The sequence below is a fragment of the Photobacterium gaetbulicola genome (genome assembly GCF_003025515.1).
Taxonomy (GTDB): Bacteria; Pseudomonadota; Gammaproteobacteria; order Enterobacterales; family Vibrionaceae; genus Photobacterium; species Photobacterium gaetbulicola.
In genome coordinates this window covers 25,972-49,999 of sequence record NZ_PYME01000024.1, presented here as the reverse complement: position 1 = coordinate 49,999, position 24,028 = coordinate 25,972, and the positions used below count along the sequence as shown (strand labels likewise).

The 24,028-nt window shown below is 53.0% G+C and carries 19 protein-coding genes; 8 read left to right on the top strand and 11 right to left on the bottom strand.

The window, feature by feature from the left end; all coding sequences use genetic code 11:
- Positions 1 to 125: 125 nt before the first annotated feature.
- The 4 genes from aceF to ampD all read right to left on the bottom strand — a co-directional run bounded on the left by aceF (position 126) and on the right by ampD (position 6,406).
- Positions 126 to 2,003: a pyruvate dehydrogenase complex dihydrolipoyllysine-residue acetyltransferase gene (gene aceF / locus C9J03_RS19285; protein WP_044622460.1), complete on the bottom strand. Its 1,878-nt coding sequence runs from the start codon at positions 2,001 to 2,003 to the stop codon at positions 126 to 128.
- 14 nt (positions 2,004 to 2,017) lie between these two features.
- Positions 2,018 to 4,681 (bottom strand): pyruvate dehydrogenase (acetyl-transferring), homodimeric type, encoded by a 2,664-nt coding sequence (gene aceE / locus C9J03_RS19280; RefSeq protein ID WP_044622459.1) that lies wholly within the window; start codon positions 4,679 to 4,681, stop codon positions 2,018 to 2,020.
- 82 nt (positions 4,682 to 4,763) lie between these two features.
- Positions 4,764 to 5,537 (bottom strand): pyruvate dehydrogenase complex transcriptional repressor PdhR, encoded by a 774-nt coding sequence (gene pdhR / locus C9J03_RS19275; protein WP_044622458.1) that lies wholly within the window; start codon positions 5,535 to 5,537, stop codon positions 4,764 to 4,766.
- A 314-nt stretch (positions 5,538 to 5,851) separates the two neighbouring features.
- Entirely contained in the window at positions 5,852 to 6,406 is a 555-nt protein-coding gene (gene ampD, locus C9J03_RS19270; protein WP_039456936.1) for a 1,6-anhydro-N-acetylmuramyl-L-alanine amidase AmpD, read from the bottom strand.
- A gap of 427 nt (positions 6,407 to 6,833) precedes the next feature.
- Here ampD and nadC point away from each other — a divergent pair, with 427 nt between their 5' ends.
- The 8 genes from nadC to yacG all read left to right on the top strand — a co-directional run bounded on the left by nadC (position 6,834) and on the right by yacG (position 14,076).
- Positions 6,834 to 7,721, top strand: coding sequence for a carboxylating nicotinate-nucleotide diphosphorylase (gene nadC, locus C9J03_RS19265; protein ID WP_044624362.1), 888 nt, complete (start codon positions 6,834 to 6,836; stop codon positions 7,719 to 7,721).
- A 319-nt stretch (positions 7,722 to 8,040) separates the two neighbouring features.
- Entirely contained in the window at positions 8,041 to 8,487 is a 447-nt protein-coding gene (locus C9J03_RS19260; RefSeq protein WP_044622457.1) for a pilin, read from the top strand.
- A complete protein-coding gene (pilB, locus tag C9J03_RS19255; protein WP_044622456.1) occupies positions 8,487 to 10,187 on the top strand; it encodes a type IV-A pilus assembly ATPase PilB in 1,701 nt (566 codons plus the stop codon). The genes C9J03_RS19260 and pilB overlap by 1 nt, the downstream gene beginning before the upstream one ends.
- A 45-nt stretch (positions 10,188 to 10,232) precedes the next feature.
- On the top strand, positions 10,233 to 11,453 hold the full coding sequence (locus tag C9J03_RS19250; protein ID WP_044622455.1) for a type II secretion system F family protein: 1,221 nt from the start codon (positions 10,233 to 10,235) through the stop codon (positions 11,451 to 11,453).
- 145 nt (positions 11,454 to 11,598) lie between these two features.
- Positions 11,599 to 12,468, top strand: coding sequence for a prepilin peptidase (locus C9J03_RS19245; RefSeq protein ID WP_044622454.1), 870 nt, complete (start codon positions 11,599 to 11,601; stop codon positions 12,466 to 12,468).
- A gap of 3 nt (positions 12,469 to 12,471) precedes the next feature.
- Positions 12,472 to 13,092 carry a dephospho-CoA kinase gene (gene coaE / locus C9J03_RS19240; RefSeq protein ID WP_044622453.1) on the top strand — a complete coding sequence of 207 codons (621 nt, stop codon included), beginning with the start codon at positions 12,472 to 12,474 and terminating at the stop codon, positions 13,090 to 13,092.
- Positions 13,093 to 13,111: 19 nt separating this feature from the next.
- Positions 13,112 to 13,849 carry a cell division protein ZapD gene (gene zapD / locus C9J03_RS19235; protein ID WP_044622452.1) on the top strand — a complete coding sequence of 246 codons (738 nt, stop codon included), beginning with the start codon at positions 13,112 to 13,114 and terminating at the stop codon, positions 13,847 to 13,849.
- Between the two features lie 8 nt (positions 13,850 to 13,857).
- Positions 13,858 to 14,076, top strand: a complete 219-nt coding sequence (yacG, locus tag C9J03_RS19230; RefSeq protein ID WP_039459319.1) for a DNA gyrase inhibitor YacG — start codon at positions 13,858 to 13,860, stop codon at positions 14,074 to 14,076.
- A gap of 134 nt (positions 14,077 to 14,210) precedes the next feature.
- On the opposite strand, the gene mutT is transcribed toward yacG, so the two are convergent.
- From mutT to murC, 7 genes are all read right to left on the bottom strand, one after another.
- The gene (gene mutT / locus C9J03_RS19225) at positions 14,211 to 14,609 is read right to left on the bottom strand and encodes an 8-oxo-dGTP diphosphatase MutT (protein ID WP_044622451.1); all 399 of its coding nucleotides are present in this window, start codon (positions 14,607 to 14,609) and stop codon (positions 14,211 to 14,213) included.
- A gap of 131 nt (positions 14,610 to 14,740) precedes the next feature.
- Positions 14,741 to 17,467, bottom strand: coding sequence for a preprotein translocase subunit SecA (gene secA, locus C9J03_RS19220; protein ID WP_044622450.1), 2,727 nt, complete (start codon positions 17,465 to 17,467; stop codon positions 14,741 to 14,743).
- Positions 17,468 to 18,020: 553 nt separating this feature from the next.
- Positions 18,021 to 18,938 (bottom strand): UDP-3-O-acyl-N-acetylglucosamine deacetylase, encoded by a 918-nt coding sequence (lpxC, locus tag C9J03_RS19215; RefSeq protein WP_044622449.1) that lies wholly within the window; start codon positions 18,936 to 18,938, stop codon positions 18,021 to 18,023.
- A 113-nt stretch (positions 18,939 to 19,051) separates the two neighbouring features.
- Positions 19,052 to 20,239 (bottom strand): cell division protein FtsZ, encoded by a 1,188-nt coding sequence (gene ftsZ, locus C9J03_RS19210; RefSeq protein WP_044622448.1) that lies wholly within the window; start codon positions 20,237 to 20,239, stop codon positions 19,052 to 19,054.
- 34 nt (positions 20,240 to 20,273) lie between these two features.
- Entirely contained in the window at positions 20,274 to 21,530 is a 1,257-nt protein-coding gene (gene ftsA / locus C9J03_RS19205) for a cell division protein FtsA (RefSeq protein ID WP_039459297.1), read from the bottom strand.
- Positions 21,531 to 21,582: 52 nt separating this feature from the next.
- Positions 21,583 to 22,350, bottom strand: coding sequence for a cell division protein FtsQ/DivIB (locus tag C9J03_RS19200; RefSeq protein ID WP_044622447.1), 768 nt, complete (start codon positions 22,348 to 22,350; stop codon positions 21,583 to 21,585).
- 217 nt (positions 22,351 to 22,567) lie between these two features.
- Positions 22,568 to 24,028, bottom strand: coding sequence for a UDP-N-acetylmuramate--L-alanine ligase (murC, locus tag C9J03_RS19195; RefSeq protein WP_044622446.1), 1,461 nt, complete (start codon positions 24,026 to 24,028; stop codon positions 22,568 to 22,570).

Genomic DNA, 24,028 nt, shown 5'->3' with positions numbered 1-24,028 from the left:
TTTGTTTCAGCTGGCTAACGATTTTACAGAGGTGTTAACAAACTGAAAAGTAAATTGCTATAGCCTGTGAGCTACACAACACTTCCATGCCCGCTTTTGCAGGCATGGAGGTTGGTTAGGAAACCTTAAAGTACCAGACGGCGAATGTCAGACAGACACGCGTTCAGGTATGTGATGAAGCGAGCACCTTCCGCGCCATCGATCACACGGTGGTCGTATGATAGAGACAGTGGAAGCTGTAGGCGTGGTTCGAACTCTTTGCCGTTCCACACAGGCTTCATTTCAGACTTAGATACACCCAGGATACCAACTTCTGGTGCATTCACGATTGGTGTGAACGCAGTGCCGCCGATACCGCCTAGGCTTGAGATAGTGAAACAGCCACCCTGCATGTCAGCAGCAGTTAGCTTGCCAGCACGTGCCTTCTTAGACACTGCCATTAGCTCTTCAGATAGCTCGTAAATACCTTTCTTGTTCACGTCTTTGAACACAGGAACAACCAGGCCATTTGGTGTATCTACGGCGATACCCACGTTTACGTACTTCTTCAGGATCAGGCTCTCGTTGTCTTCAGACAGCGAAGCGTTGAACGCTGGGAAGGCTTCTAGCGCTTTCGCTACCGCTTTCATGATGAATACAAGCGGAGTGATCTTCATGCCAGTATCTTTCTTCGCTTCGATAGCATTCTGCTCTTTACGGAATGCTTCCAGCTCAGTGATGTCTGCGTTGTCCCACTGTGTAACGTGAGGGATCATTACCCAGTTACGGTGCAGGTTGGCGCCAGAGATCTTCTTGATGCGAGAAAGAGGCTTAGTTTCAGTCTCACCGAACTTGCTGAAATCAACTTTCGGCCATGGTAGTAGACCCAGCGCAGAGCCATCACCCTTGCCAGATGCCGCGCTACCCGCCTCAAGACGCTTAAGCGCATCTTTAACGAAGTTCTGAACGTCTTCTTTCAGGATACGGTTCTTACGACCAGTACCTTTAACCTTAGACAGGTTAACACCGAACTCGCGAGCAAGACGGCGAACAACTGGAGACGCGTGAGCGTAATCGTTGTTCTCCTGGAAATCACCGGTAGATGCAGGAGCTGCCGCCGCTGGCGCTGGCGCTGCTGCTGGAGCAGGTGCTGGGGCTGCTGCCGCAGGAGCAGCTACAGGTGCTGCGCCAGCAACTTCGAATACCATGATTAGCGAGCCAGTCGACACTTTGTCACCTGCTGCAATCTTGATCTCTTTAACCTTACCAGCGAACGGTGCAGGGACTTCCATAGAAGCCTTGTCACCTTCAACAGTGATCAGAGACTGCTCTTCTTCAATCATGTCGCCTACCGCAACCATGATTTCAGTCACTTCTACTTCGTCGCCACCGATGTCCGGTACGTTAACTTCTTGGTCAGCTGCCGCTGCAGGAGCTGCAGCCGGAGCTGCCGCAGGCGCTGCTGCAGGAGCTGCACCAGCGGTTTCGAAGATCATGATAAGAGAGCCTGTCGATACTTTATCGCCTGCCGCTACTTTGATCTCTTTTAGAGTACCAGCGAATGGTGCAGGTACTTCCATTGATGCTTTGTCGCCTTCAACAGTAAGAAGAGACTGCTCTTCTTCGATGCTGTCGCCAACGGCAACCATGATTTCAGTTACTTCTACTTCGTCGCCACCAATATCCGGTACGTGAACTTCTTTAAGCTCTGAAGTAGCAGGAGCCGCTGCTGCTGGAGCTGGAGCAGCAGGCGCTGCTTCAGCCGCAGGAGCAGGTGCTGCAGCTGCAGCACCCTCGGCTTCGAAAATCATGATTAGAGAACCGGTAGAAACCTTGTCGCCTTCAGCCACTTTGATTTCTTTAACGATACCCGCCTGAGAAGCTGGTACTTCCATAGAAGCCTTGTCGCCTTCTACAGTGATCAGAGACTGCTCTTCTTCAACCTTGTCGCCAACGCTTACAAGGATCTCAGTTACTTCAACCTCATCCGCACCGATGTCAGGTACATTAATTTCGATTGCCATGTTTAATTTGCCTCTTACGCGTATAGCGGGTTGATCTTGTCAGCGTCGATGTCGAACTTCGCGATTGCTTCAGCAATTACAGATTTCTCAACATCACCACGCTTAGCCAGTTCAGTCAGTGCAGCAACAACTACGTAGCCAGCGTTAACTTCGAAGTGGCGGCGTAGGTTCGCACGGCTGTCAGAGCGGCCGAAACCGTCAGTACCAAGTACTTTGAAAGACTCAGAAGGCATGAATGCACGAACTTGCTCTGCGTAGTTCTTCATGTAGTCCGTTGCAGCGATCGCTGGCTCAGTGCCCATAACCTGTGCGATGTACGGTACTTTCGCTTCTGCTTCAGGGTGAAGCATGTTGTAGCGCTCTACGTCTTGACCTTCACGCGTTAGTTCGTTGAAAGACGTCACAGAGTAGATGTCAGAAGCGATACCGTAGTCGTCGCTTAGGATCTGTGCTGCTTTGCGAACTTCGTTCATGATAGTGCCCGAGCTCATTAGCTGAACTTTAGACTTATCACCCGCGTAAGATTCTAGCTTGTAGATACCCTTACGGATGCCTTCTTCAACGCCTTCTGGCATTGCTGGCATCGCGTAGTTTTCGTTCATTACCGTTAGGTAGTAGAACACGTTCTCTTGCTCGCCGTACATGCGACGGATACCGTCTTGCATGATCACAGCAACTTCGTAAGCGAACGTTGGGTCGTAAGAGATACAGTTAGGAACAGTGTTAGCCATGATGTGGCTGTGACCGTCTTCGTGCTGTAGACCTTCACCGTTCAGGGTAGTACGACCTGCTGTCGCACCCAGTAGGAAACCACGCGCCTGCTGGTCACCTGCCATCCACGCCATGTCGCCCACACGCTGGAAGCCGAACATTGAGTAGTAGATGTAGAACGGGATCATTGGAAGATCGTTGGTGCTGTATGACGTTGCTGCAGCAACCCATGAAGACATTGCACCTAGCTCGTTGATACCTTCCTGTAGTACCTGGCCCGACGTCGCTTCTTTGTAGTAAGAAACGATGTCACGGTCCTGCGGCGTGTACTGCTGGCCGTGCGGGTTGTAGATACCGATTTGACGGAACAGACCTTCCATACCGAAAGTACGTGCTTCGTCAGCAATGATAGGAACGATGTTCTTACCGATGTTCTTGTTCTTAAGTAGAACGTTTAGCGCACGAACGAATGCCATCGTGGTAGAGATGTCACGCTTCTGCTCTTCTAGCAGCGGTTTGAACTCTTCAACTTCTGGAAGCACTAGCTCCTCGGTGAAGTTAGGCAGGCGCTGTGGCGTGTAGCCGTGAAGTGCGTTACGACGAGCGTGTAGGTACTCGTGCTCTTTCGAACCTTCTTCCAGTTTCAGGTAAGGCAGGTTCTTCACGTCTTCGTCAGAGACTAGGTCTTGTAGGCCTAGGCGGTCACGCAGGTGCATAACAGAAGACATGTCCATCTTCTTTACCTGGTGCGCAATGTTCTTACCTTCAGCCGCTTCACCCATGCCGTAACCTTTAACAGTCTTAGCAAGGATAACCGTTGGACGGCCTTTGGTTTCTGCCGCGTTCTTGTATGCCGCGTACAGCTTAGATGACTCGTGACCACCACGCTTAAGGGCGAAGATTTCGTCATCAGTCATGTCTGCAACCAGTGCCGCAGTTTCTGGGTACTTACCGAAGAAGTGCTCACGTACGTAAGCGCCGTCTTTCGACTTGAATGTCTGGTAATCACCGTCGATAGTCTCGTTCATCAGCTGCAGCAGCTTGCCCGAGGTGTCTTTCGCCAGTAGAGAATCCCAGTTGTTACCCCAGATAACTTTAACCACGTTCCAGCCAGCACCTTTGAATAGGCCTTCTAGCTCTTGGATGATCTTGCCGTTACCCATTACCGGACCGTCAAGACGCTGTAGGTTACAGTTGATTAGGAAGCATAGGTTGTCCAGTTTCTCACGCGCAGCGAAAGAAATGGCACCACGTGATTCTGGCTCATCCATCTCACCGTCACCCAGGAACGCATATACGCGCTGCTCTGACGTATCTTTCAGGCCACGGCCGTCTAGGTACTTAAGGAAACGTGCTTGGTAGATAGCAGAAATTGGACCCAGACCCATAGATACGGTTGGGAACTGCCAGAACTCAGGCATGAGTTTAGGGTGCGGGTATGAAGGGATACCTTTGCCGTCTACTTCCTGACGGAAGTTGTCTAGCTGCTCTTCGGTCAGACGACCTTCAACGAACGCACGAGAGTAGATACCAGGGGCAATGTGGCCTTGGTAGTATACTAGGTCACCACCGTCCTTCTCGTTCGGCGCACGGAAGAAGTGGTTGAAACAGGTCTCGTAGAACGCTGCAGCAGACTGGAATGAAGCCATGTGACCGCCAAGCTCTAGGTCTTTCTTAGAGCCGCGCAGTACGATCATTGCCGCATTCCAACGGATGATCGCGCGGATACGGCGCTCAAGCGTTGTGTCGCCAGGGTAAGCGGGTTCTTGATCTGATGGGATGGTGTTGATGTAGTTGGTAGTGATACCGGTTGGCATATCTACGCCATCAAGACGAGCCTTGTCCAGTACTTGCTCAAGTAGGAACTGGGCGCGTTCTACACCTTCTTCACGAACGACTGACTCTAGGGCTGCTAGCCACTCTTGAGTTTCCAGTGCATCCACGTCATTTTTCATGACTTCAGACATGCGATCTATCCTTTCGTTGATAATCTACAAAACTAACAATGTCGCGACTGTTTACTAGTGCCCTCGGCTTATATGAGGGGTACTAATCCAGCCCGTCCTTGCGTTGTTGAATGCGTCGAAGAGAGCGTTCTCGTCTACTGTCTTCGCGCGATAAATCCAACAAGGTTTCCTCGATATAAGCCAAATGTGCATGCGATGCGTCGCGGGCCTGTACGGGTTCCCCCGAAACAATCGCCTGGACAATGTTGGCTCGATGATTGCGCACCTTTTCCACCACATCGGGGCGACGGTTCAGGAGCTCAAAGTTTTGTAATACGTTTTGCTCCAGCAGAGGGGCAAGGCTACGGATGATATGGAGCAATACCACGTTGTGTGCGGACTCAGTCACCGCAATCAGGTATTGCATCACAGCGGCGGCTTCGGCCGGCAAATCACCTTGCTGCTGGGCTTCCTGTATCCGCGAATGGCAGTCACGAATACGGGTGAAATCTTCTTGGTTGCCGCGCAGGGCGGCGTAGTAGGCAGCCAGGCCTTCAAGGGCATGGCGCGACTCCAGCAGGTCAAGCTGGGTCTCTGGGTGGGCGGAGAGGAGTTCCAACAGTGGCTCGGAAAAGCTCTGCCATAGCTTTTCGGTCACAAAGGTACCGCCACCCTGGCGGCGCGTGAGCAGTTTTTTTGCCTCAAGGCGCTGGATAGCTTCACGGACAGACGGGCGAGAAACATCGAATTGCTTGGCAAGCTCACGTTCAGGCGGCAGCTGCTGCCCCGGGGATAGGATTCCCTCGAGGATCAGATGCTCCAGTTCCTGCTCGATAGCATCGGAGAGCTTGGGTTGGCGGATTCGTTTATAAGTCATTCGTTATTGGTTCTTGGTTGTACTTATACGTTTCAAGGTAGTCCGGAATGCGGATAATTGGTATTACCAATTTAACTATGGGAGGAAATTTTACAGAAATAATTGAAGATGTCTACCGACAACTTGATTGAAATCATAGAACGAGGGGTGATTTAACAAAAATTTCAAATTATGAAAACTTGTTAAAACATCACAAACACTAGTGGTCAACAGGGGTTAGGGCAATCTTTGACGAGAAAACAAACAATGGTCAGACCAATTGTTTGTTACATTTTCCCGCCAATTTTCTCACCAGCACTCGCACTGACTGGCGATTACTTGAGCAATATTGAAGACTTATAGGCAAGCCAATCAAATGCCAAACCCGGGTCGGTTTTTCGCCCGGGGGCGATAAACTCGTGGCCGGTGATCCGGCTGGCATCCATGCGGGGGTAATTGTCGAGCAGCACCCGGGTGAGTGCGGCAAGGGTATCGTACTGGGCCTGGGTGTAAGGCAGGGTATCCGTTCCTTCCAGTTCAATTCCGATCGAATAGTCGTTGCACTTATCACGGCCTGCAAAGGTCGACACACCCGCATGCCAAGCCCGACAGTCAAACGGAACGAACTGGATAATATCGCCATTTCGCATAATTAGACAGTGAGCCGATACCCGAAAACCGGAAATTAACTCAAAATAGGGATGTTCGTCAGGTTTTAGGGTACCGGTAAATAGCTGCTCGATATACGGACCGCCAAATTGGCCCGGCGGCAAGCTGATATTATGTACAACCAACAGCGAAATATCGTCACTATCCGGCCTGGCATCATGGAACGGCGAAGGCACATGCTTGACCCCTTCCAGCCAGTGGTCTTGATTAATTGTTAACATTGTTAAGTCCTGTGGTCCTGTGGTCCTGTGGTCCTGTGGTCCTGTGGTCCTGTGGTCCTGTGGTCCTGTGGTCCTGTGGTCCTGTGGTCCTGTGGTCCTGTGGTCCTGTGGTCCTGTGGTCCTGTGGTCCTGTGGCTAGGCTCGTTGAGCCAAAAGCCTATGTCAAACCTTTATTTTTTATTTGGCTATCCATGGAACTATTATTTTCCATGGTTCCGCTTTTAATCCATAGGGCCATAGCACCTCAGTACCATAGCACCGCTACCCCTGCCTCTCTAGCACCGCCTTTTCCCGCTTTTCCCAGGAACTAGGCACTCGCACCTAGGATCTCACCCCACATCGCGGTATGATCAGCGCCAGTTAACCCAGGAGCGGCTCCCGCCCCTATTCAGCAGCCAAACCTTGCTACGGATGTGTCATGACTCAAATGGAAAAGAAGCACGACAGCGAATCGCGCTTGAATTACCTTAAACAGCAGCTTCCCCTTGAAATTACCCGTGCCGTTGCCGACACCCTGCGCGAAGATCTCGGCGGCGAGATTGATGCCGGCCGCGACATTACGGCCAGCCTGATCCCGGCAGACAGCCAAGGGATCGCCACCATCATCACCCGCGAACACGGTATGTTCTGCGGCCAGATGTGGGCCGAGGAAGTGTTCCGCCAGCTGGGCGGCGAAGTCAGCATTGAGTGGCATGTCGAAGACGGCGACAAGGTCGAGCCGAACCAGACCCTGTGCACCCTGCGCGGCCCGTCACGCATTCTGCTGACCGGCGAGCGCAACGCGATGAACTTCATCCAGACCCTGTCTGGCTGTGCCACTACCGTTGCCGAATATGCCAAGCAGCTGGAAGGCACCGAGTGCCGCCTGCTTGATACCCGCAAAACGATTCCGGGCCTGCGCAGCGCGCTGAAATATGCCGTGACCTGCGGCGGCGGTTACAACCACCGTATCGGTGTGTTCGATGCGTACCTGATCAAGGAAAACCACATCATCGCCTGCGGCGGTATCGAGCAAGCCATCAGCACCGCCAAGCAGCTCAACCCGGGCAAGCCGGTTGAAGTCGAGACCGAGTCGCTGGACGAACTGCAGCAGGCCATTGATGCCGGTGCCGACATCATCATGCTGGACAACTTCACCACCGACATGATGCGCCAAGCAGTGAAAATCAACGCCGGCCGCGCCGCGCTGGAGAACTCCGGCAACGTGACGCTGGAGACCATCCGCGAGTTTGCCCAAACCGGTGTCGATTACATCTCGGTCGGCGCACTGACCAAGCACCTCAAGGCGATGGATTTGTCGATGCGCTTCAAATAAGCGTCGCCGCTTCTGGTCTTGATTGTTGAGCAGGTTCCTTCGGGAGCCTGTTTTTGTTTCGGGGTATGGTTCACGAGCAAAGATTCGCTTTAATTGACAATAAAATCAACACCTTAACCGGAAAACCACCGACTTAAACGCCTCGACAGCAGCGCCATTTCCCTTCACCGAGTCGCAAAAAAATGATCAACGACTGTAAGCCGCTGATCATTTTCCCGGCACATTTCCAGCAACCTTTCATCACCATTAAAACCGATTGCATATCAGGCGTATGCTGAGCCTACTTTACATTCATGGCTAGAAAACAAGGACAACAACAATGAAAGGACAAAAAGGCTTTACGCTGATTGAGTTGATGATAGTGGTGGCGATTATTGGGATTATCAGCGCATTTGCTGTGCCTGCATACCAGAATTACACTAAACGAGCTCATGCTAGTGAAATGCTAAGCGCTACTGCTGCATTTAAAACAGCTGTAGGAATTTGCCTGCTTGATGGTAAAGCTGACTGTTCGAGTGGTAATGGTGGTGTCCCAAGTCAGCAGCACTTTCAAAAAAGTGCTTCAGATGATTTCACTATTGACTCGACAGTAGCACAAGCAACTCTTGGAACAGCAACAGGTATTGTAGAAGCAACGGTTGTCGCAAAAGGCTCTCTTCCTACTTCTGCTACTGTTAGATTAACTCCTAATTTAACAACTAATGGTGTTGTTTGGGTCATCAGTTGTACAGGTGATGGCTATACAGACTGGTGCCCAGCAAGCTAATGTACACCAACCTTGCTTCAATTCTGCACCAGGCTGAGCTGATCAGCCCGGTGCAGTTGCAACAGGTGGTTGACCAGGTACAGGCTGAAAAACTGTCGGTACCGGCGGCATTGATTGGCCTTGGGATCATGACCAGCCAGGATCTGGCGCGCCAGCTGGAAGTGATTTTTGCCGTTGCCTTGGTCGATGCCCACCAGTATGACTACGCCGAGTGCTGCAAGACCCTCAACCTGCGTGATTTGATCCTGCGCCACCGGGTACTGCCACTTACCCATACCGACAACACCCTGTTCATCGGCCTGTGCGACCCCACCTATCTCGATGCCCTCGATGACTTCCGCTTTGCCACCGGTAAGCATGTCGAGCCAATGCTGCTGGAATACAAACAGCTCGAGGCGGCACTCCGCCGAGTTTACGGCAGCGAGCTCAAAGGCACCGAACAGCACGCACCGCAGCGCGGGATCAGCGAAACTGAGCTGACCGAACTGGTGGAGCTCAGCGATGGCGAGCTGATTGATGACACCACCGACCTCAGCAGCGACAGTGCCCCGGTCACCCGCTACATCAACCAAACCCTGCTCGATGCCCTGCGCAAACATGCCTCGGATATCCATTTCGAGCCTTACGAGAAACACTACCGGATCCGCTTGCGCTGCGACGGTATTTTGCACCAGTATGCCACCCCGCCGGCCAACCTGTCGCGCCGCCTGTCGACCCGACTAAAAGTCATGTCGCGGCTCAATATTGCCGAGCGGCGAATACCGCAAGATGGTCGGATCAAGCTCAAACTGTCCGAAACCGTGTCGGTGGATCTGCGGGTATCGACCCTGCCGACCATGTGGGGTGAGAAAATCGTATTGCGGATCCTCGATAGCAGCAGTAGCAAGCTGGATATCGATCACCTCGGTTATAACGACGGGCAAAAACAGGCCTACCTTGACGCGTTAAACCAGCCGCAGGGGATGATCCTGATGACCGGGCCGACCGGAAGCGGCAAAACCGTCTCGCTCTATTCAGGGCTGAAGATCCTCAACACCGAAGCGCGGAATATCTCCACTGCCGAAGACCCGATAGAGATCAACCTGCCGGGGATCAACCAGGTCCAGATCAACCCCGTCGCCGGCTTGGGTTTTGCCGAAGCATTGCGGGCTTTTCTGCGTCAGGATCCGGACGTGGTGATGGTGGGCGAAATCCGCGATCTCGAAACCGGGGGCATTGCGGTAAAAGCGGCGCAAACCGGCCACCTGGTGCTATCGACCCTGCATACCAACTCGGCAGCCGAGACCATCACCCGCCTGACCAATATGGGGATCGAGGATTTCAATTTGGCCTCGTCGCTCAGCCTGATCATCGCCCAGCGCCTGGCTAGGCGGCTGTGCCACCACTGCAAACAGCCGGACGATCTCGACCCGCTGCTTCGCGCCAGACTCGAGATCCCGCCAGGCGCCGAGCTGTTCAAGGCCAGTCCTAACGGCTGTGATGACTGCAACAAGGGCTACCTGGGACGGGTCGGAATTTATGAAGTGATGCCCTTCTCAAGGCCGTTGTCACACGCCCTGTTGCAGGGAGCCAGTACCTTGGAGCTGGAGGATATCGCCTGCCAGCACGGCATGATCACCCTCCGGCAAGCCGGTATCGAAAAGCTCTGCCAGGGCACCACCAGCCTCGCCGAGCTTCAGCGTGTCCTGCATTTCGCTTGAACCAGCACTCACTAAATACAACGTCTAGCAAATAAGGAACTCCCCATGGCCAAGGACAGAAAAATACGTTATTACCGCTGGCGTGGGATCAACCCAACCGGCAAGCGCTTGTCAGGTGTCATGCTCGGCTTTCAGGAGCAGGAGATCCGCGCCAAGCTCGGCGAGCAGCAGATCCAGGTACGCAAGATCAAGCGCCACCAGCCCTCGACACTGAGCAAGCGTAGGAACCAGTTCATGGCCACAGATGTCTCCGCGATCACCCGCCAGCTCGCCACCATGGTGAACTCCGGCGTGCCCGTGGTGCAGGCCCTCAAACTCATTGCACAGAGCCACCACAAAGCCGAGGCCAGGGCCACACTGACCATGGTCAGCAACCAGGTCGAAGCCGGCTCAAGCCTTGCCAGAGCCTTGCATACCAGCTCGCCGCTGTTTGATGATTTCTACTGCGATCTGGTCGCTACCGGCGAGCAAACCGGCCACTTGGCTGAAGCCTTCAATCGCCTTGCCACCTACCGCGAAAAAAACGAATCCATGCGCCAGAAGGTGATCAAGGCGATGATCTACCCGTCGATGGTGACCCTGACGGCGATTATCGTCACCGTGCTGATGCTGATTTTCGTGATCCCGCAATTTGCCAATATATTCAAAAGCTTTGGTGCTGAACTGCCATGGTTTACCCAATGGGTCATTAATGTATCAAACCTCATGATCAGCCATGGCCCCTACCTCGCGCTGGGCTTGCTGCTGGCGATCATCTTTTCCATTACCGCTTACCGTAAATCAGACAAACACAAGCTGCGGGTTCACCGCTTACTGCTGATGATCCCCATTGTGGGCCCCATCATGCGCAAAGCCGCCATTGCCCGTTTTGCCCGCACCCTTGCCACTACCTTCTCGTCGGGGATCCCACTGCTGAGCGGGTTGGAAGCGGCTGGTAGAACGGCGGGCAACCGCTTTATCGAGCAAGCGATCGAAGGTGCCCACGGCAATACCGCGGCCGGCATGCCACTGCATCTGGCGCTACGCCACAGCGGGGTCTTCCCCGAGCTGATGCTGCAAATGGTGATGATCGGCGAGGAATCCGGCTCCATTGACGATATGCTCAACAAAATTGCCATTACCTACGAGGACGATGTCGACAATACCGTCGATAATCTGGGGAAAATCCTCGAGCCCCTGATCATCCTGTTCCTCGGCGGCCTGATCGGCGGGTTGCTGATCGCCATGTATATGCCAGTGTTCAAGCTGATGAGTGTGGTTGGGTAAAAACTAGGACCTAGGGCCAACACCTCCTATGCCCCATATCTGCCAGCATCTAGGAGCCAGGTTCTAAGATCTAGGCTCTCTTCCCCTAGGATCCAAGATCCATTTCCCCTACAATATCTCCATTGAGTAATATGAGAGCTTTTTCATGACGCTGCTGTCTGTCTATCCTTGGTTATTTCCTGTTTTTGCTGCCATTTTCGGATTGCTGGTAGGTAGCTTCCTCAACGTGGTGATCTACCGCCTGCCAATCATGATGGAGCGCCAATGGAGAGCCGACTGCACCGAGTATTTCCCCGAGCTAGGCCCACAGCAGGACACAGGCACCTTCAACCTCAGCCTCCCACGCTCGCGCTGCCCGCACTGCCAGCATCCAATCAGCATGTGGGATAACATTCCGGTGATCAGTTGGCTGCTGCTCAAAGGTCAATGCCGCAACTGCAAAGCCAGCATCAGCGGCCGTTACCCGGCAATCGAGCTCTTAACCGCGGTGATCAGTACCACGGTTGCCCTCTTTCTACCGGCTTCTACCTGGTCATTGGCGGTGATCCTGTTCAGCTTTGCCCTGATCGCCCTGACCTTTATCGACATCGACAAAATGCTGCTGCCGGATCAGATCACCCTCCCGCTGATGTGGGCTGGCTTGCTGCTGTCGCTACTGGGGATCTCCCCGGTCAGTCTGCAAGATGCCGTCATCGGCACCATGGCCGGTTACCTCTCGCTATGGAGCCTGTACTGGACCTTCAAACTACTAACGGGCAAGGAGGGCATGGGCTACGGCGACTTCAAGCTACTGGCAGCACTGGGGGCTTGGCTGGGCTGGCAACTGTTACCGTTTGTGGTGCTGTTCTCTTCACTCGTGGGGGCTATCTGCGGCATTATCATGATGCGCCGCCAACAAGCCGACGGTCAACAGCCGTTCTCTTTCGGCCCTTATCTGGCCATGGCTGGCTGGGTCGCCATCTTGTGGGGTGAGCCTCTGCTCAACTGGTATCTAACCGCTTATCTGGGACTTTAATTTATGGCTTTTGTTATAGGATTGACTGGCGGGATCGGTAGCGGCAAAACCACGGTTGCCAATCTCTTTGCCGCCCAGCGCATTGATATCATCGATGCCGACATCGTTGCCCGCGAAGTGGTAGAGCCCGGCAGTGCCGGTTTGCAAGCGATTGTTGAGCGACTGGGTTCTGACATCTTGCTGACAGATGGCTCGCTCAATCGCAGTAAGCTGCGTGAAGCCATCTTCAGTGATCACCAGCTAAAAGAGTGGCTTAACCAGTTATTGCATCCGATGATCCGGGAAAAAATGCAGCAGGATATTGCCGCCGCCCAATCACCGTATTGCTTGCTGGTTGTCCCGCTTATGGTGGAAAATAACCTACAGGTGATGACCAACCGCTTGCTGGTGGTCGATGTCGATGAAGAGACCCAGATCGCCCGCACCCAGCAGCGGGACAACGTCTCTGCCGAGCAGATCCGTAGCATTCTGGCCTCCCAGGCCAGCCGCGAGCAGCGCCTTGCCGCCGCCGATGATGTGATCTGCAATAATGGCAATGGTGACAACCTTGAGCAGCAAGTTGCCAGACTGCACCAAGAATACCTGGCGCTGAGCCGCCAGCAAAACAATACACCGCAGTGCTAACTAATTTGGGTACGTTGATATGCAAGTAAACCGCTTTGAACACCCGTTGAACGAGAAGGTACGTATTTACCTTCGCCTAGAGTACCTGATCCGCCAAATGCAGCATGCCAGCGAACTGACGGATCCCTGGCAACATCAGCTATTCTTCCGCGCTCTGTTTGATTTGCTGGAAATCCTCGATCAGATCCAGGTCAAGTCAGAGCTTGCCAAAGACCTAGAGAAACAGCGTGGCCGCCTCAAGCAGTGGCTTAATATTGAAGGGGTTGATCAAACCGCTCTGCTGGCATTACTGGACCAACTAGAGTTGGCCCAGCATCAATTGCTAACGGCCAACCGTCTTGGCCAGGAACTTCGTGAAGATCGCTTCCTCGGCGGGATCAAGCAACGCCTGTCGATCCCCGGGGGCAGCTGCTGCTTTGACCTTCCGACGCTGCACCATTGGCTGCACCTGCCACTGGCCCACAAGCAAAATGATCTGACCAACTGGCTGTCCCAAATCAAGGAGCTGAGCGTAGCCCTCAACCTGTGGCTCAAATTAGTCAGAGAAAGCGGCCAGTTCCAAAACCAAGTCGCTCGCGGCGGTTTCTTCCAGCATGAAGCGGACGAAACCAGTTTGATCCGGCTTGAGATTTGCCCCAGCCATGGTGTCTACCCTATGATATCAGGACACCGCAGCCGGTTTGCCATCCGCTTCATGCCGTTTGAAGAAGGCACCGGTATTGCCGAGACGATAGAATTTAAACTAGCGATTTGCTGAGGTAACTAGTGACGCAATCCAACACACCTACCACACCGATTACTGTGGTGAAATGCCCTACCTGCCAGACCGATGTTGTTTGGGGCGAGCAGAGCCCATTTCGTCCGTTCTGCTGCAAGCGCTGCCAGCTGATCGATTTGGGTGAGTGGGCTGAGGAAGAGAAAGCCATTCCGGGCGCGCCGGATATGTCGGACTCCGACGGCTGGTCGGAAGATATGGGATACTAAGAATCGATCCTATGGCGCTGTGGCCCTATGGTATTCAAACGCTATAGGTCCACAGAACCACAGAACCACAGAACCACAGAACCACAGAACCACAGAACCACAGAACCACAGAACCACAGAACCACAGAACCAGTTTATAGGCTCATCAACTTCTCTAACACTACCTCATTCGCTTCTGGGAATGCGTAGTTAGTTAGTTCTTCCAGACGCACCCACTCGCTTGGCTGGCCTTCTTTGCCATAGGCCTTGCCTTCAAAGGCACGCACCAAAAAGAAATCAAACTTCAGCGATTTCTCTGGGTAGTTGTGCTCCAGCGCGATGAAGTGCTCCAGCTCCGTCGCCTGGATACCCACTTCCTCCTGAAGCTCTCTGATCACTGCCTGCTCGGCTGTTTCGCCAGCTTCGACCTTGCCTCCGGCAAACTCCCAAAAACCGCCCTTGTGCGCTTTGGCGGCACGCTGGGTAATGAAAACCTTGTCCTGCTCGGCGTTGAGGATGATCCCCGCCGAAATCCACACTTGTTTCTTTTCCAAACCTGTTCCTTTCTCTGTCGTTGTCTGCTGAGCAGATCTCTTCTTTAAGCATATACCCGGAGGCAGCGGCACTATCTCGGATAGAAAAAAGGCCGCGAGTGCGGCCTTTTTGTCTGAGTCAAGCAGCCCGGTTAGTTGATTTTACCGTGGCATTGCTTGTACTTCTTGCCAGAGCCACATGGACAAGGCTCGTTACGGCCTACCTTGCGCTCTTCGCGCTGGTAAGGTGCCGCTTCGTCGCTTGCCTGACTTTCGTCGGCAATTTGGTTTTCCGCATTCTGGTGCTGGAACTGCTGGCGGCGAGCTAGCTCTTCGGCCTGGCGGCGGCGCTCGGCTTCAACCCGCTCAACTTCTTCCTGCTGCTGAACACGTACCTTGCTCAAAATCGCAATCACGTCAGACTTCAGGTTCTCCAGCATCCCCTCGAACAGCTCAAACGACTCGCGCTTGTATTCCTGTTTCGGGTTCTTCTGCGCATAACCGCGTAGGTGGATACCCTGACGCAGGTGGTCCATGGCCGCTAGGTGTTCTTTCCACAGCGTATCGAGGTTCTGCAGCATCACCGTCTTCTCGAAGTTACGCAGTACCGGCGCACCAACCACTTCTTCTTTGTGACGGTAGATCTCAACCGCTTTCTCGACGATACGCTCACGCAATGCTTCTTCGTAGAGCTTCTCTTCGCTGTCCAACCACTCCTGGATTGGCAGCTCCATGTCGAAGTCGGCTTTCAGGCGCTCTTCCAACCCCTGGATGTCCCACATCTCTTCCAGCGACTGCGGCGGGATGTAGCCATCGATAACCGCCTGGATCACATCTTCGCGATTCTGCTCGATCATCTCGCTGATGTCGTCGGCATTCATCAGCTCATCGCGTAGCTCGTACACCACCTTACGCTGATCATTTGCCACGTCATCGAATTCAAGCAGCTGCTTACGGATATCGAAGTTACGGCCTTCAACCTTGCGCTGGGCGTTCTCGATAGCCTTAGTCACCCATGGGTGCTCAATCGCTTCGCCTTCTTCCATCCCCAGCTTCTTCATCATGTTAGAGACACGATCCGATGCAAAGATACGCATCAGGCCATCTTCCATCGATAGGTAGAAGCGAGAAGAGCCGGCATCACCCTGACGACCCGCACGACCACGTAACTGGTTATCAATACGGCGAGATTCGTGACGCTCGGTGCCGATGATGTGCAGGCCACCTGCGGCCAGAACCGCATCGTGTTTTTCCTGCCAATCGGCTTTGATCTTGACAATTTGCTCGTCTGTCGGGTTGTCCAGCTTGGCCACTTCGCTCTGCCATGAACCACCCAGTACGATATCGGTACCACGGCCGGCCATGTTGGTCGCAATGGTTACCGCGCTTGGTGCACCTGCTTGGGCGACGATATCTGCTTCACGCTCGTGGAACTTGGCGTTCAGAACTTCGTGCTTGATGCCTTGTTTCTTCAGCGATTTCGACAGTAGCTCAGATTTTTCGATCGACACAGTACCAACCAGTACCGGTTGGCCGTTCTCAACACGGGTTTTGATGTCTTCGCTGATCGCAGCAAATTTTTCCAGCTCGGTCATGTAAACCAGATCACCCATGTCATCACGGATCATCGGTTTGTTGGTTGGCAACACCACGGTTTCCAGACCGTAGATTGACTGGAATTCGAAAGCTTCGGTATCGGCGGTACCTGTCATCCCCGACAGCTTGGTGTAGAGGCGGAAATAATTCTGGAAAGTGATCGAGGCCAGGGTCTGGTTCTCGTTCTGGATCTTCACGCCTTCTTTGGCTTCAACAGCCTGGTGCAGACCTTCAGACCAGCGACGTCCCGGCATGGTACGGCCGGTGTGCTCATCAACGATGATGACTTCACCGTCTTTGACAATATAGTCAACGTCACGCTCGAACAGCACGTGGGCACGCAGAGCCGCGTTGACGTGGTGCAACAGGCTGATATTGGCTGGTGAGTAAAGGGTATCTTCCTCTTCCATCATGCCATTTTTCTTGAGCAGCTCCTCAACAAACTCCTGACCGTTTTCGGTAAGGTGGGCTTGCTTAGATTTTTCATCAACCGTGTAGTGACCTTCGCCACGGTATTCTTCGCTGTCTTCCTGATCCTGCTTCACCAGCTGTGGGATCAGGGTATTGATCTTGGTGTACAACTCAGAGCTATCTTCCGCCGGACCAGAGATGATTAGCGGGGTACGGGCTTCATCGATCAGGATGGAGTCAACCTCATCGACTACCGCAAAGAAGCGCTCGCGCTGTACACGGTCTTCCGGACGGAACGCCATGTTGTCGCGCAGATAGTCGAAACCGAATTCGTTGTTGGTACCGTATAGAATGTCGGCGGCGTAGGCTTCTTTTTTCGCCTGAGGCGGCATGTTAGGCACGTTAACGCCAACGGTCATGCCAAGAAATTCAAAGAGTGGGCGGTTGGTTTCGGCATCACGTGCAGCCAGGTAGTCGTTCACCGTTACAATATGCACGCCTTTGCCTGTCAGGGCGTTGAGGTAGGCCGGTAGGGTTGCGGTCAGGGTCTTACCTTCACCAGTACGCATTTCCGCGATTTGGCAAGCATTGAGCACCATACCACCCATCAGCTGCACGTCGAAGTGGCGCATACCGAACACACGCTTGGAGGCTTCGCGCACCGTCGCAAACGCTTCTGGTAATAGCTGGTCAAGGTTCTCGCCCTGCTCCAGACGCTCACGGAACTCAACCGTTTTGGCCTTTAGTTCTTCGTCCTGCAAGCTTTCGAATTGAGGTTCAAGCTTGTTGATTTGGTCAACAATTTTGCGCATACGACGCAGTGTGCGGTCGTTACGGCTACCGATAACTTTGGTCAGTAGTTTTGATAACATGGCGTTGCCGTTTTCTCTTAGTTATTTCAGCCTATCAAGGCTGAATTCTTAATCTGAATTTTTCAACCGGGATTATATCAACAAGACGCTAGGCTAGGACTTGCGATGAATCATCCCTGTCCCGTCTTTAAACTCGCCACAGGTGTGACTACGGAAGCCGATACGAAAAACAATGGTTAATGTTGATATTGTGGTACGAGTCGACCATTTCAAGGGATAAATGAAAACAATACCAGAAAATTGAACACCATCAGCTATCCGTGGAGGGGTGAAACCCAAATAGCCCCCACCCGACCAAACGCCTTTGGCCAATGGGTCTATGTTCTCCCAAGCTAGGTATAATAAGCCATATTGGCGGTGCCGCCTATGGCTAATGGCCAGACGGTGTTTTCCATATTCGAAAAATTAGAACTTAACCACCTCTTTTCGCCCACACTAAGGTGTTGTCCCCCTAGCGACGCCTCCCCCAGCGACCTAACCCGTGCCGTTAAGGCAAAAAAAACGCCGGACTGAGTCCGGCGTTTATGTAATTCTTGAAGTGCTATTGGCGGATTTACGCCAGCACCATACCTGGCTGAGCAAAGGTTACTGGAACCTGCTGTTCGTCATTGAAGGTCGACCACTCAAAAGCTTCTTGATCGGCCAGCACCGCTCGCAGCAGCTTATTGTTAAGCGCATGGCCTGACTTGTAAGCCACCATTTCGCCAATGATATTGTGGCCACACATGTACAAGTCGCCAATGGCGTCCAGTACTTTGTGGGTCACCAGCTCATTATCGAAGCGAAGCCCTTCGTCGTTCAGGATGCGGTAGTCGTCAAGCACAATCGCATTGTCAAAGCTCCCGCCCAGGCACAGGTTCTGTGACTGAAGGTACTCGATATCGCGCATGAAGCCGAAAGTACGGGCACGGCTGATATCTTTAACGAATGATTGGCTAGAGAAGTCCAATACCAAACGCTGCTGCTCTGATTCAATCGCCGGATGATTAAAATCGATAGCAAAATCAAGACGGAACCCGTTGTAAGGACGGAGCTCTGCCCATTTGTCGCCATCTTCGACGCGAACAGTTTTCTTGATACGCAAGAAGCGCTTAGGCGCATTCAAAGTATCGATGCCGGCAGACTGCAGCAGATAGATGAACGGGCTTGCACTGCCATCCATGATTGGGATTTCAGGTGCGTCCACTTCGATAATCACATTATCGATGCCCATTCCTGCCAAAGCAGCGTTAAGGTGCTCAACCGTTGAGATACGCACGCCTTGCTCATTAACCAAAGCGGTACATAACATGGTGTCGCGAACCGAATCTGCGTCTGCCGGAAAATCAACAGGCGGATTCAAATCGGTACGGCGATAAATCACACCAGTGTTTGCAGCAGCAGGACGAAGAATAAGCGTCACTTTACGGCCAGAGTGAAGTCCCACCCCAGTCGTTTGCACAATGCTTTTCAGTGTACGTTGTCTTATCATCTGCTTATCTCAACTAAAATTGCCATAATATCGGCCCCTATCCTTTGTCAAAAAAAGGACAAGGACAGATATCATATCACTTTTTAACCAGTTTCCCAAAATAATTTGCGCGCTTAGTCAGCTTGCTTGCGCAAAAATGCTGGGATGTCCAGGTAGTCGTGATCAGCCTGTGGCTTAGGGTTTGCCGCTGTTGCCGTCTGCGGGTTGCCAGATTCAGACGCCGGTGCAGACTGGTTCAATGGTGCCGCTTTGGTCTCTTCCACCGCAGCCACAGCCGGTTTCTCCGCCGCTACCGCTTGGACTGGCTTCGCTGTGCCGGTCACCAACGTAATGTCAGGCTTGCACTCTTTGCCAATGCCGGTCGCCACAACCGTTACACGCAGCTCGTCAGACATTTCTGGGTCAAGCGAGGTACCGATCACCACGGTCGCGTTATCAGAAGCAAATGCCTTAACGGTATTACCTACCGTTTCGAACTCGTCAAGACGCATGTCCAGACCCGCAGTAATGTTGACAAGGACACCACGTGCGCCAGCCAGATCGATATCTTCCAGCAGCGGGCTTGAAATCGCCATTTCCGCCGCTTCTTCTGCACGGTCATCACCGGTTGCTACACCGCTGCCCATCATGGCGTGACCCATTTCAGACATAACGGTGCGCACGTCAGCAAAGTCGACGTTGATCATACCCGGGCGGGTGATCAGCTCGGCAATACCCTGTACCGCATTTTTCAATACGTCGTTCGCCTTGGCAAACGCATCAAGCAGCGTAATACCACGGCCCAGCACTTTCAGCAGCTTCTCGTTCGGGATAGTGATCAGCGAGTCGACATGCTTTGACAGCTCTTCGATCCCCTGCTCGGCAAACGCCATACGCTTTTTGCCTTCGAAGCTAAATGGCTTGGTCACCACCGCCACTGTCAGGATCCCTAGCTCTTTCGCCACCTCAGCAATGATTGGCGCTGCACCGGTACCGGTACCGCCGCCCATGCCGGCTGCGATGAAAATCATGTCAGAGCCTTCGAGCTCTGCCTTGATCGCTTCGCGATCTTCCAGTGCCGAATCACGACCAACCTGTGGGTTGGCACCCGCGCCCAGACCTTTGGTGATAGCCCCACCGATCTGGATCACTGTACTTACACTGGTTTTACGCAGCGCCTGAGCATCAGTGTTCACACTGATAAACTCAACGCCCTCGATTGATTCACGTACCATGTGATCGACAGCATTACCACCGCCGCCGCCAACGCCTATGACTTTAATTACTGCTTCGTCAGACATTTCCATCATCGGTTCAAACATGTGTTCTCTCCGTCCATCCTGTTCGCATCAGGTTTTAAAATTCTTTTCTAAACCAGCCACTGAGCTTAGAGAAAAAGCCAGAAACAGAACGTTTCTGCTCGATTTCGCTATCATCAAATGTCTGACTATCCTTTCCGTAATGCAGTAAGCCTACTGCAGTTGCATAATGTGGGAATTGTACATGTTCTGTCAGTCCTGTCACATTGAGAGGCAGGCCAACACGTACCTGGTTGCTAAATACACGCTCGGCGCACTCCACCAGGCCTTCCATCTGGGCCGCACCGCCGGTCAGGACAATACCCGCCGCCAGTTGGTGCTTAACTCCCGCATTACGCAGTTGTTCTTGTACTTCTATCAGCTTCTGATTAACCAACCCCAGCAACTCACTGTAACGGGGCTCTATCACTTCAGCCAAAGTTTGGCTTTGCAAGCTGCGCGACGGTCGGCCGCCAACACTCGGCACGTCGACCTTGGCATCCTTACTCACCAGCTCGCTCAGTGCACAGCCATACTTCACTTTAATTTCCTCGGCATCCCCAAGCGGGGTACCGAACGCATAGGCAATGTCGCTGGTCACAACATTGCCCGCATAAGGGATCACGGCCGCATGACGCAGGGCGCCACCGGTCCAAACAGCAATATCCATGGTACCGCCGCCAATATCCACCACGCACACACCGAGCTCGCGCTCATCAGGCGTCAGAACTGCGTGGCTGGCAGCCAAGCCGGAGAAAATAAGCTGATCGACTTTGAGATCACAGCGCTCTACCGCTTTGACGATATTCCGCGCCATGTCGTTATGGCAGGTGATCAAGTGAACACTGGCCTCCATGCGTACCCCAGATAAACCAACAGGGTTTTTAATTCCCTCTTGATAATCAATAGCAAATTCCTGAGGAATTACATGCAAAACTTTATGTTCATCACTAATTTTTACCGATTTGGCGGTGTGAATGACGTTATCAACATCATCCTGAGTGACTTCTTTGTCAGAAATCGGCACCATGCCTTCTTCCGTCTGGCAGCGGATATGCTTGCCCGACAGAGACAAAAATACCGAGGAGATCTGGCAGTCAGCCATCAACTCAGCTTTGTAGATCGCGCTCTGTACCGATTTGACTACAGACTCGAGATCATTCACGCCGCCCTTGTCCATCCCTCCGGACGGACTGCTACCTTCACCGATGACATTGACCTCGCCATCCGGTAGCACTTCACCGACCAAAGCACTGACTTTGGACGTACCAATATCCAGGCCTACTATCAGTTTTTTATCTGCCGCCTTCGTCATAGCGCCTACTCTTATAGTTCTCTTAAGCCAAACAGGCTGCGGCCGAGCCGATCTATTTGGTCTTACTTTGCTCTGGGTCGGAGACCCAGCCTACAGCAGCCCCGGTATCATAGCGTAAGTCTATGTACTCAATGGCCCTTCCTTGCTGTTCTAATTGCGGAGACAAGGCAATAAAGCGGTCAATCCGCTCCATACGCTCCTTGCGCCCCAACTCAAGCCTGACGCCGTTGGTTAACCAAACCCGCCAGGCTCGACGTTCGTTTAATGCCAGCGTAGCAATTTCAAAGCCCGCATGCTGTAACCTCGGTTGCATTTCGCGCAATGCGCTCAACACTTCCAAGCTGGTGCCGCCTGGCCCCGCGAGGCCCACCAGCAATTGGCCTGCCTGTTCGGGCGGGGCTTCGAACACCTCACCATCATGGTTGACCAAGTAACGGCCATTCCAGGTGGCGGCGGGATCTTGTTCCACCAGAAATACTTTCAAGGTATCCGGCCACTGCTTACGCACTGCCGCCCTGGCCACCCATGGCATCGCCTCAAGCGCATGCTGAATGTCATCAACATCCTGAGTCATAAAGCTGCCAAGCTGCTCAAGGTGCAGGATCCCCGCACGGACATCACCGGGCGTGAGATAGTGTAACTCACCTTGAATCACCAACTGTGACAACGGCAGTCGGTTGGCATCCGTCATCCAGTTGATGGCCGCGCTGAACAGCCAGGCAACCAACCCGATCACAAACAGAAAAAAAACCAATCCCCTACGGTCATTTAACTGGGCCGCAGGGGAAAACGATATTCTTTTTAGGACACTATCAGCCATAAATAGTTTAATCCCGATGTCATAGCCGATACCTACCCAGCCAAAGCGGCAAGATCATTCCCTCAATCCGTTCCGCTTTTTCTCGTAAAGTTGACAGATTATACCGAGCAAGTTCCGGCTCTCCAACAACTGATAGCCGATTCCTCGCATATCCTTGGCTATAAGCTTAAATTAAAGCAAAAAACAAGCCAAATATATATTTTGATATCACCAAAAATTATTGTTGGCTCATTTGCTCAATATTCAATTGCATATCAGCCAACTGGCGAGCAATTTTGCCAACATCACCCGCACCTTGTGTCAGAACCAAATCATCATTTTGTAGAATATTTGCCAACGCTGACGGCAGGGCATCGATAGTCGGCACAAAAATCGGATCCAGCTTACCGCGGCCACGGATGGTGCGGCACAGCGCTCGGCCATCCGCGCCGGCAATCGGCTGCTCGCCCGCCGCATACACATCCAGCATCACCAGCACATCCACCTGCTCCAGCACATTGGCAAAGTCATCATACAGATCGCGGGTACGGCTATAGCGGTGCGGCTGGAACACCATCACCAAACGCTTGTCTTCCCAGCCAGCCCGTGCCGCCTGGATAGTCACATCGACTTCACTTGGGTGATGGCCGTAGTCATCGACCAGCATCACCTTACCGTTACCCGTTTCAAACTCACCCAGGTGATCAAAACGTCGGCCTGTGCCTTCGAACTCGGCCAGCGCACGGATGATAGCTTCATCGGCCACCCCTTCTTCCGTTGCGACCGCCACAGCAGCGGTGGCATTGAGCGCATTGTGCTTGCCCGGAATATTCAGTTTGATCTGCAAGGCTGGCTTACCTTTGCGTAGTATCGAGAAATGTCCCTGCTGACCGCACTGATCATAATCAACCAAACGCACATCTGCATCTTCGGAAAAACCGTAGGTGATCACCTGACGACCGATTCTTGGAAGCAGCTCACGCACCACAGGATCATCAATACACATCACGGCCAGGCCGTAAAACGGCAGGTTGTGGAGGAAATCGACAAAGGTCTGCTTCAAAACTTCAAAGTCACCACCATAGGTATCCATGTGATCGGCTTCGATATTGGTCACCACGCATACCATCGGCTGCAGGTGCAGGAACGAGGCATCACTTTCGTCTGCTTCGGCAATCAGGTAGCGGCTCGAACCCAAGCGGGCATTGGTTCCGGCACTCTTTACCAAGCCACCATTGACGAACGTTGGGTCTAAGCCAGCCTCGGAATAGATCTGGGTAACCAGCGCAGTGGTGGTAGTTTTTCCGTGAGTACCGGCGATCGCAATACCGTGACGGTAGCGCATAAGCTCGGCCAGCATTTCCGCCCGGCGCACCACCGGAATACGCAGCTCACGGGCTGCAGCCAGCTCAGGGTTGGTTGGGTCGATAGCCGTCGAGGCCACGACAACGCTGGCACCATCGATGTTGCTGGCCGCATGGCCAAAGAAGATCTCAGCCCCTTTGCTTGTTAGACGGTTGGTCACGGCATTGGGCGCCAAATCCGAGCCGCTGACATGGTAACCTTCGTTCACCAAGACTTCGGCGATACCGCTCATGCCAGCACCACCGATCCCTACAAAGTGGATACGCTCTACGCGGCGCATCTCTGGCACCATGGTTCTAATTTTTGCTAATTGCTGGTTATCCAGTTTACTCAT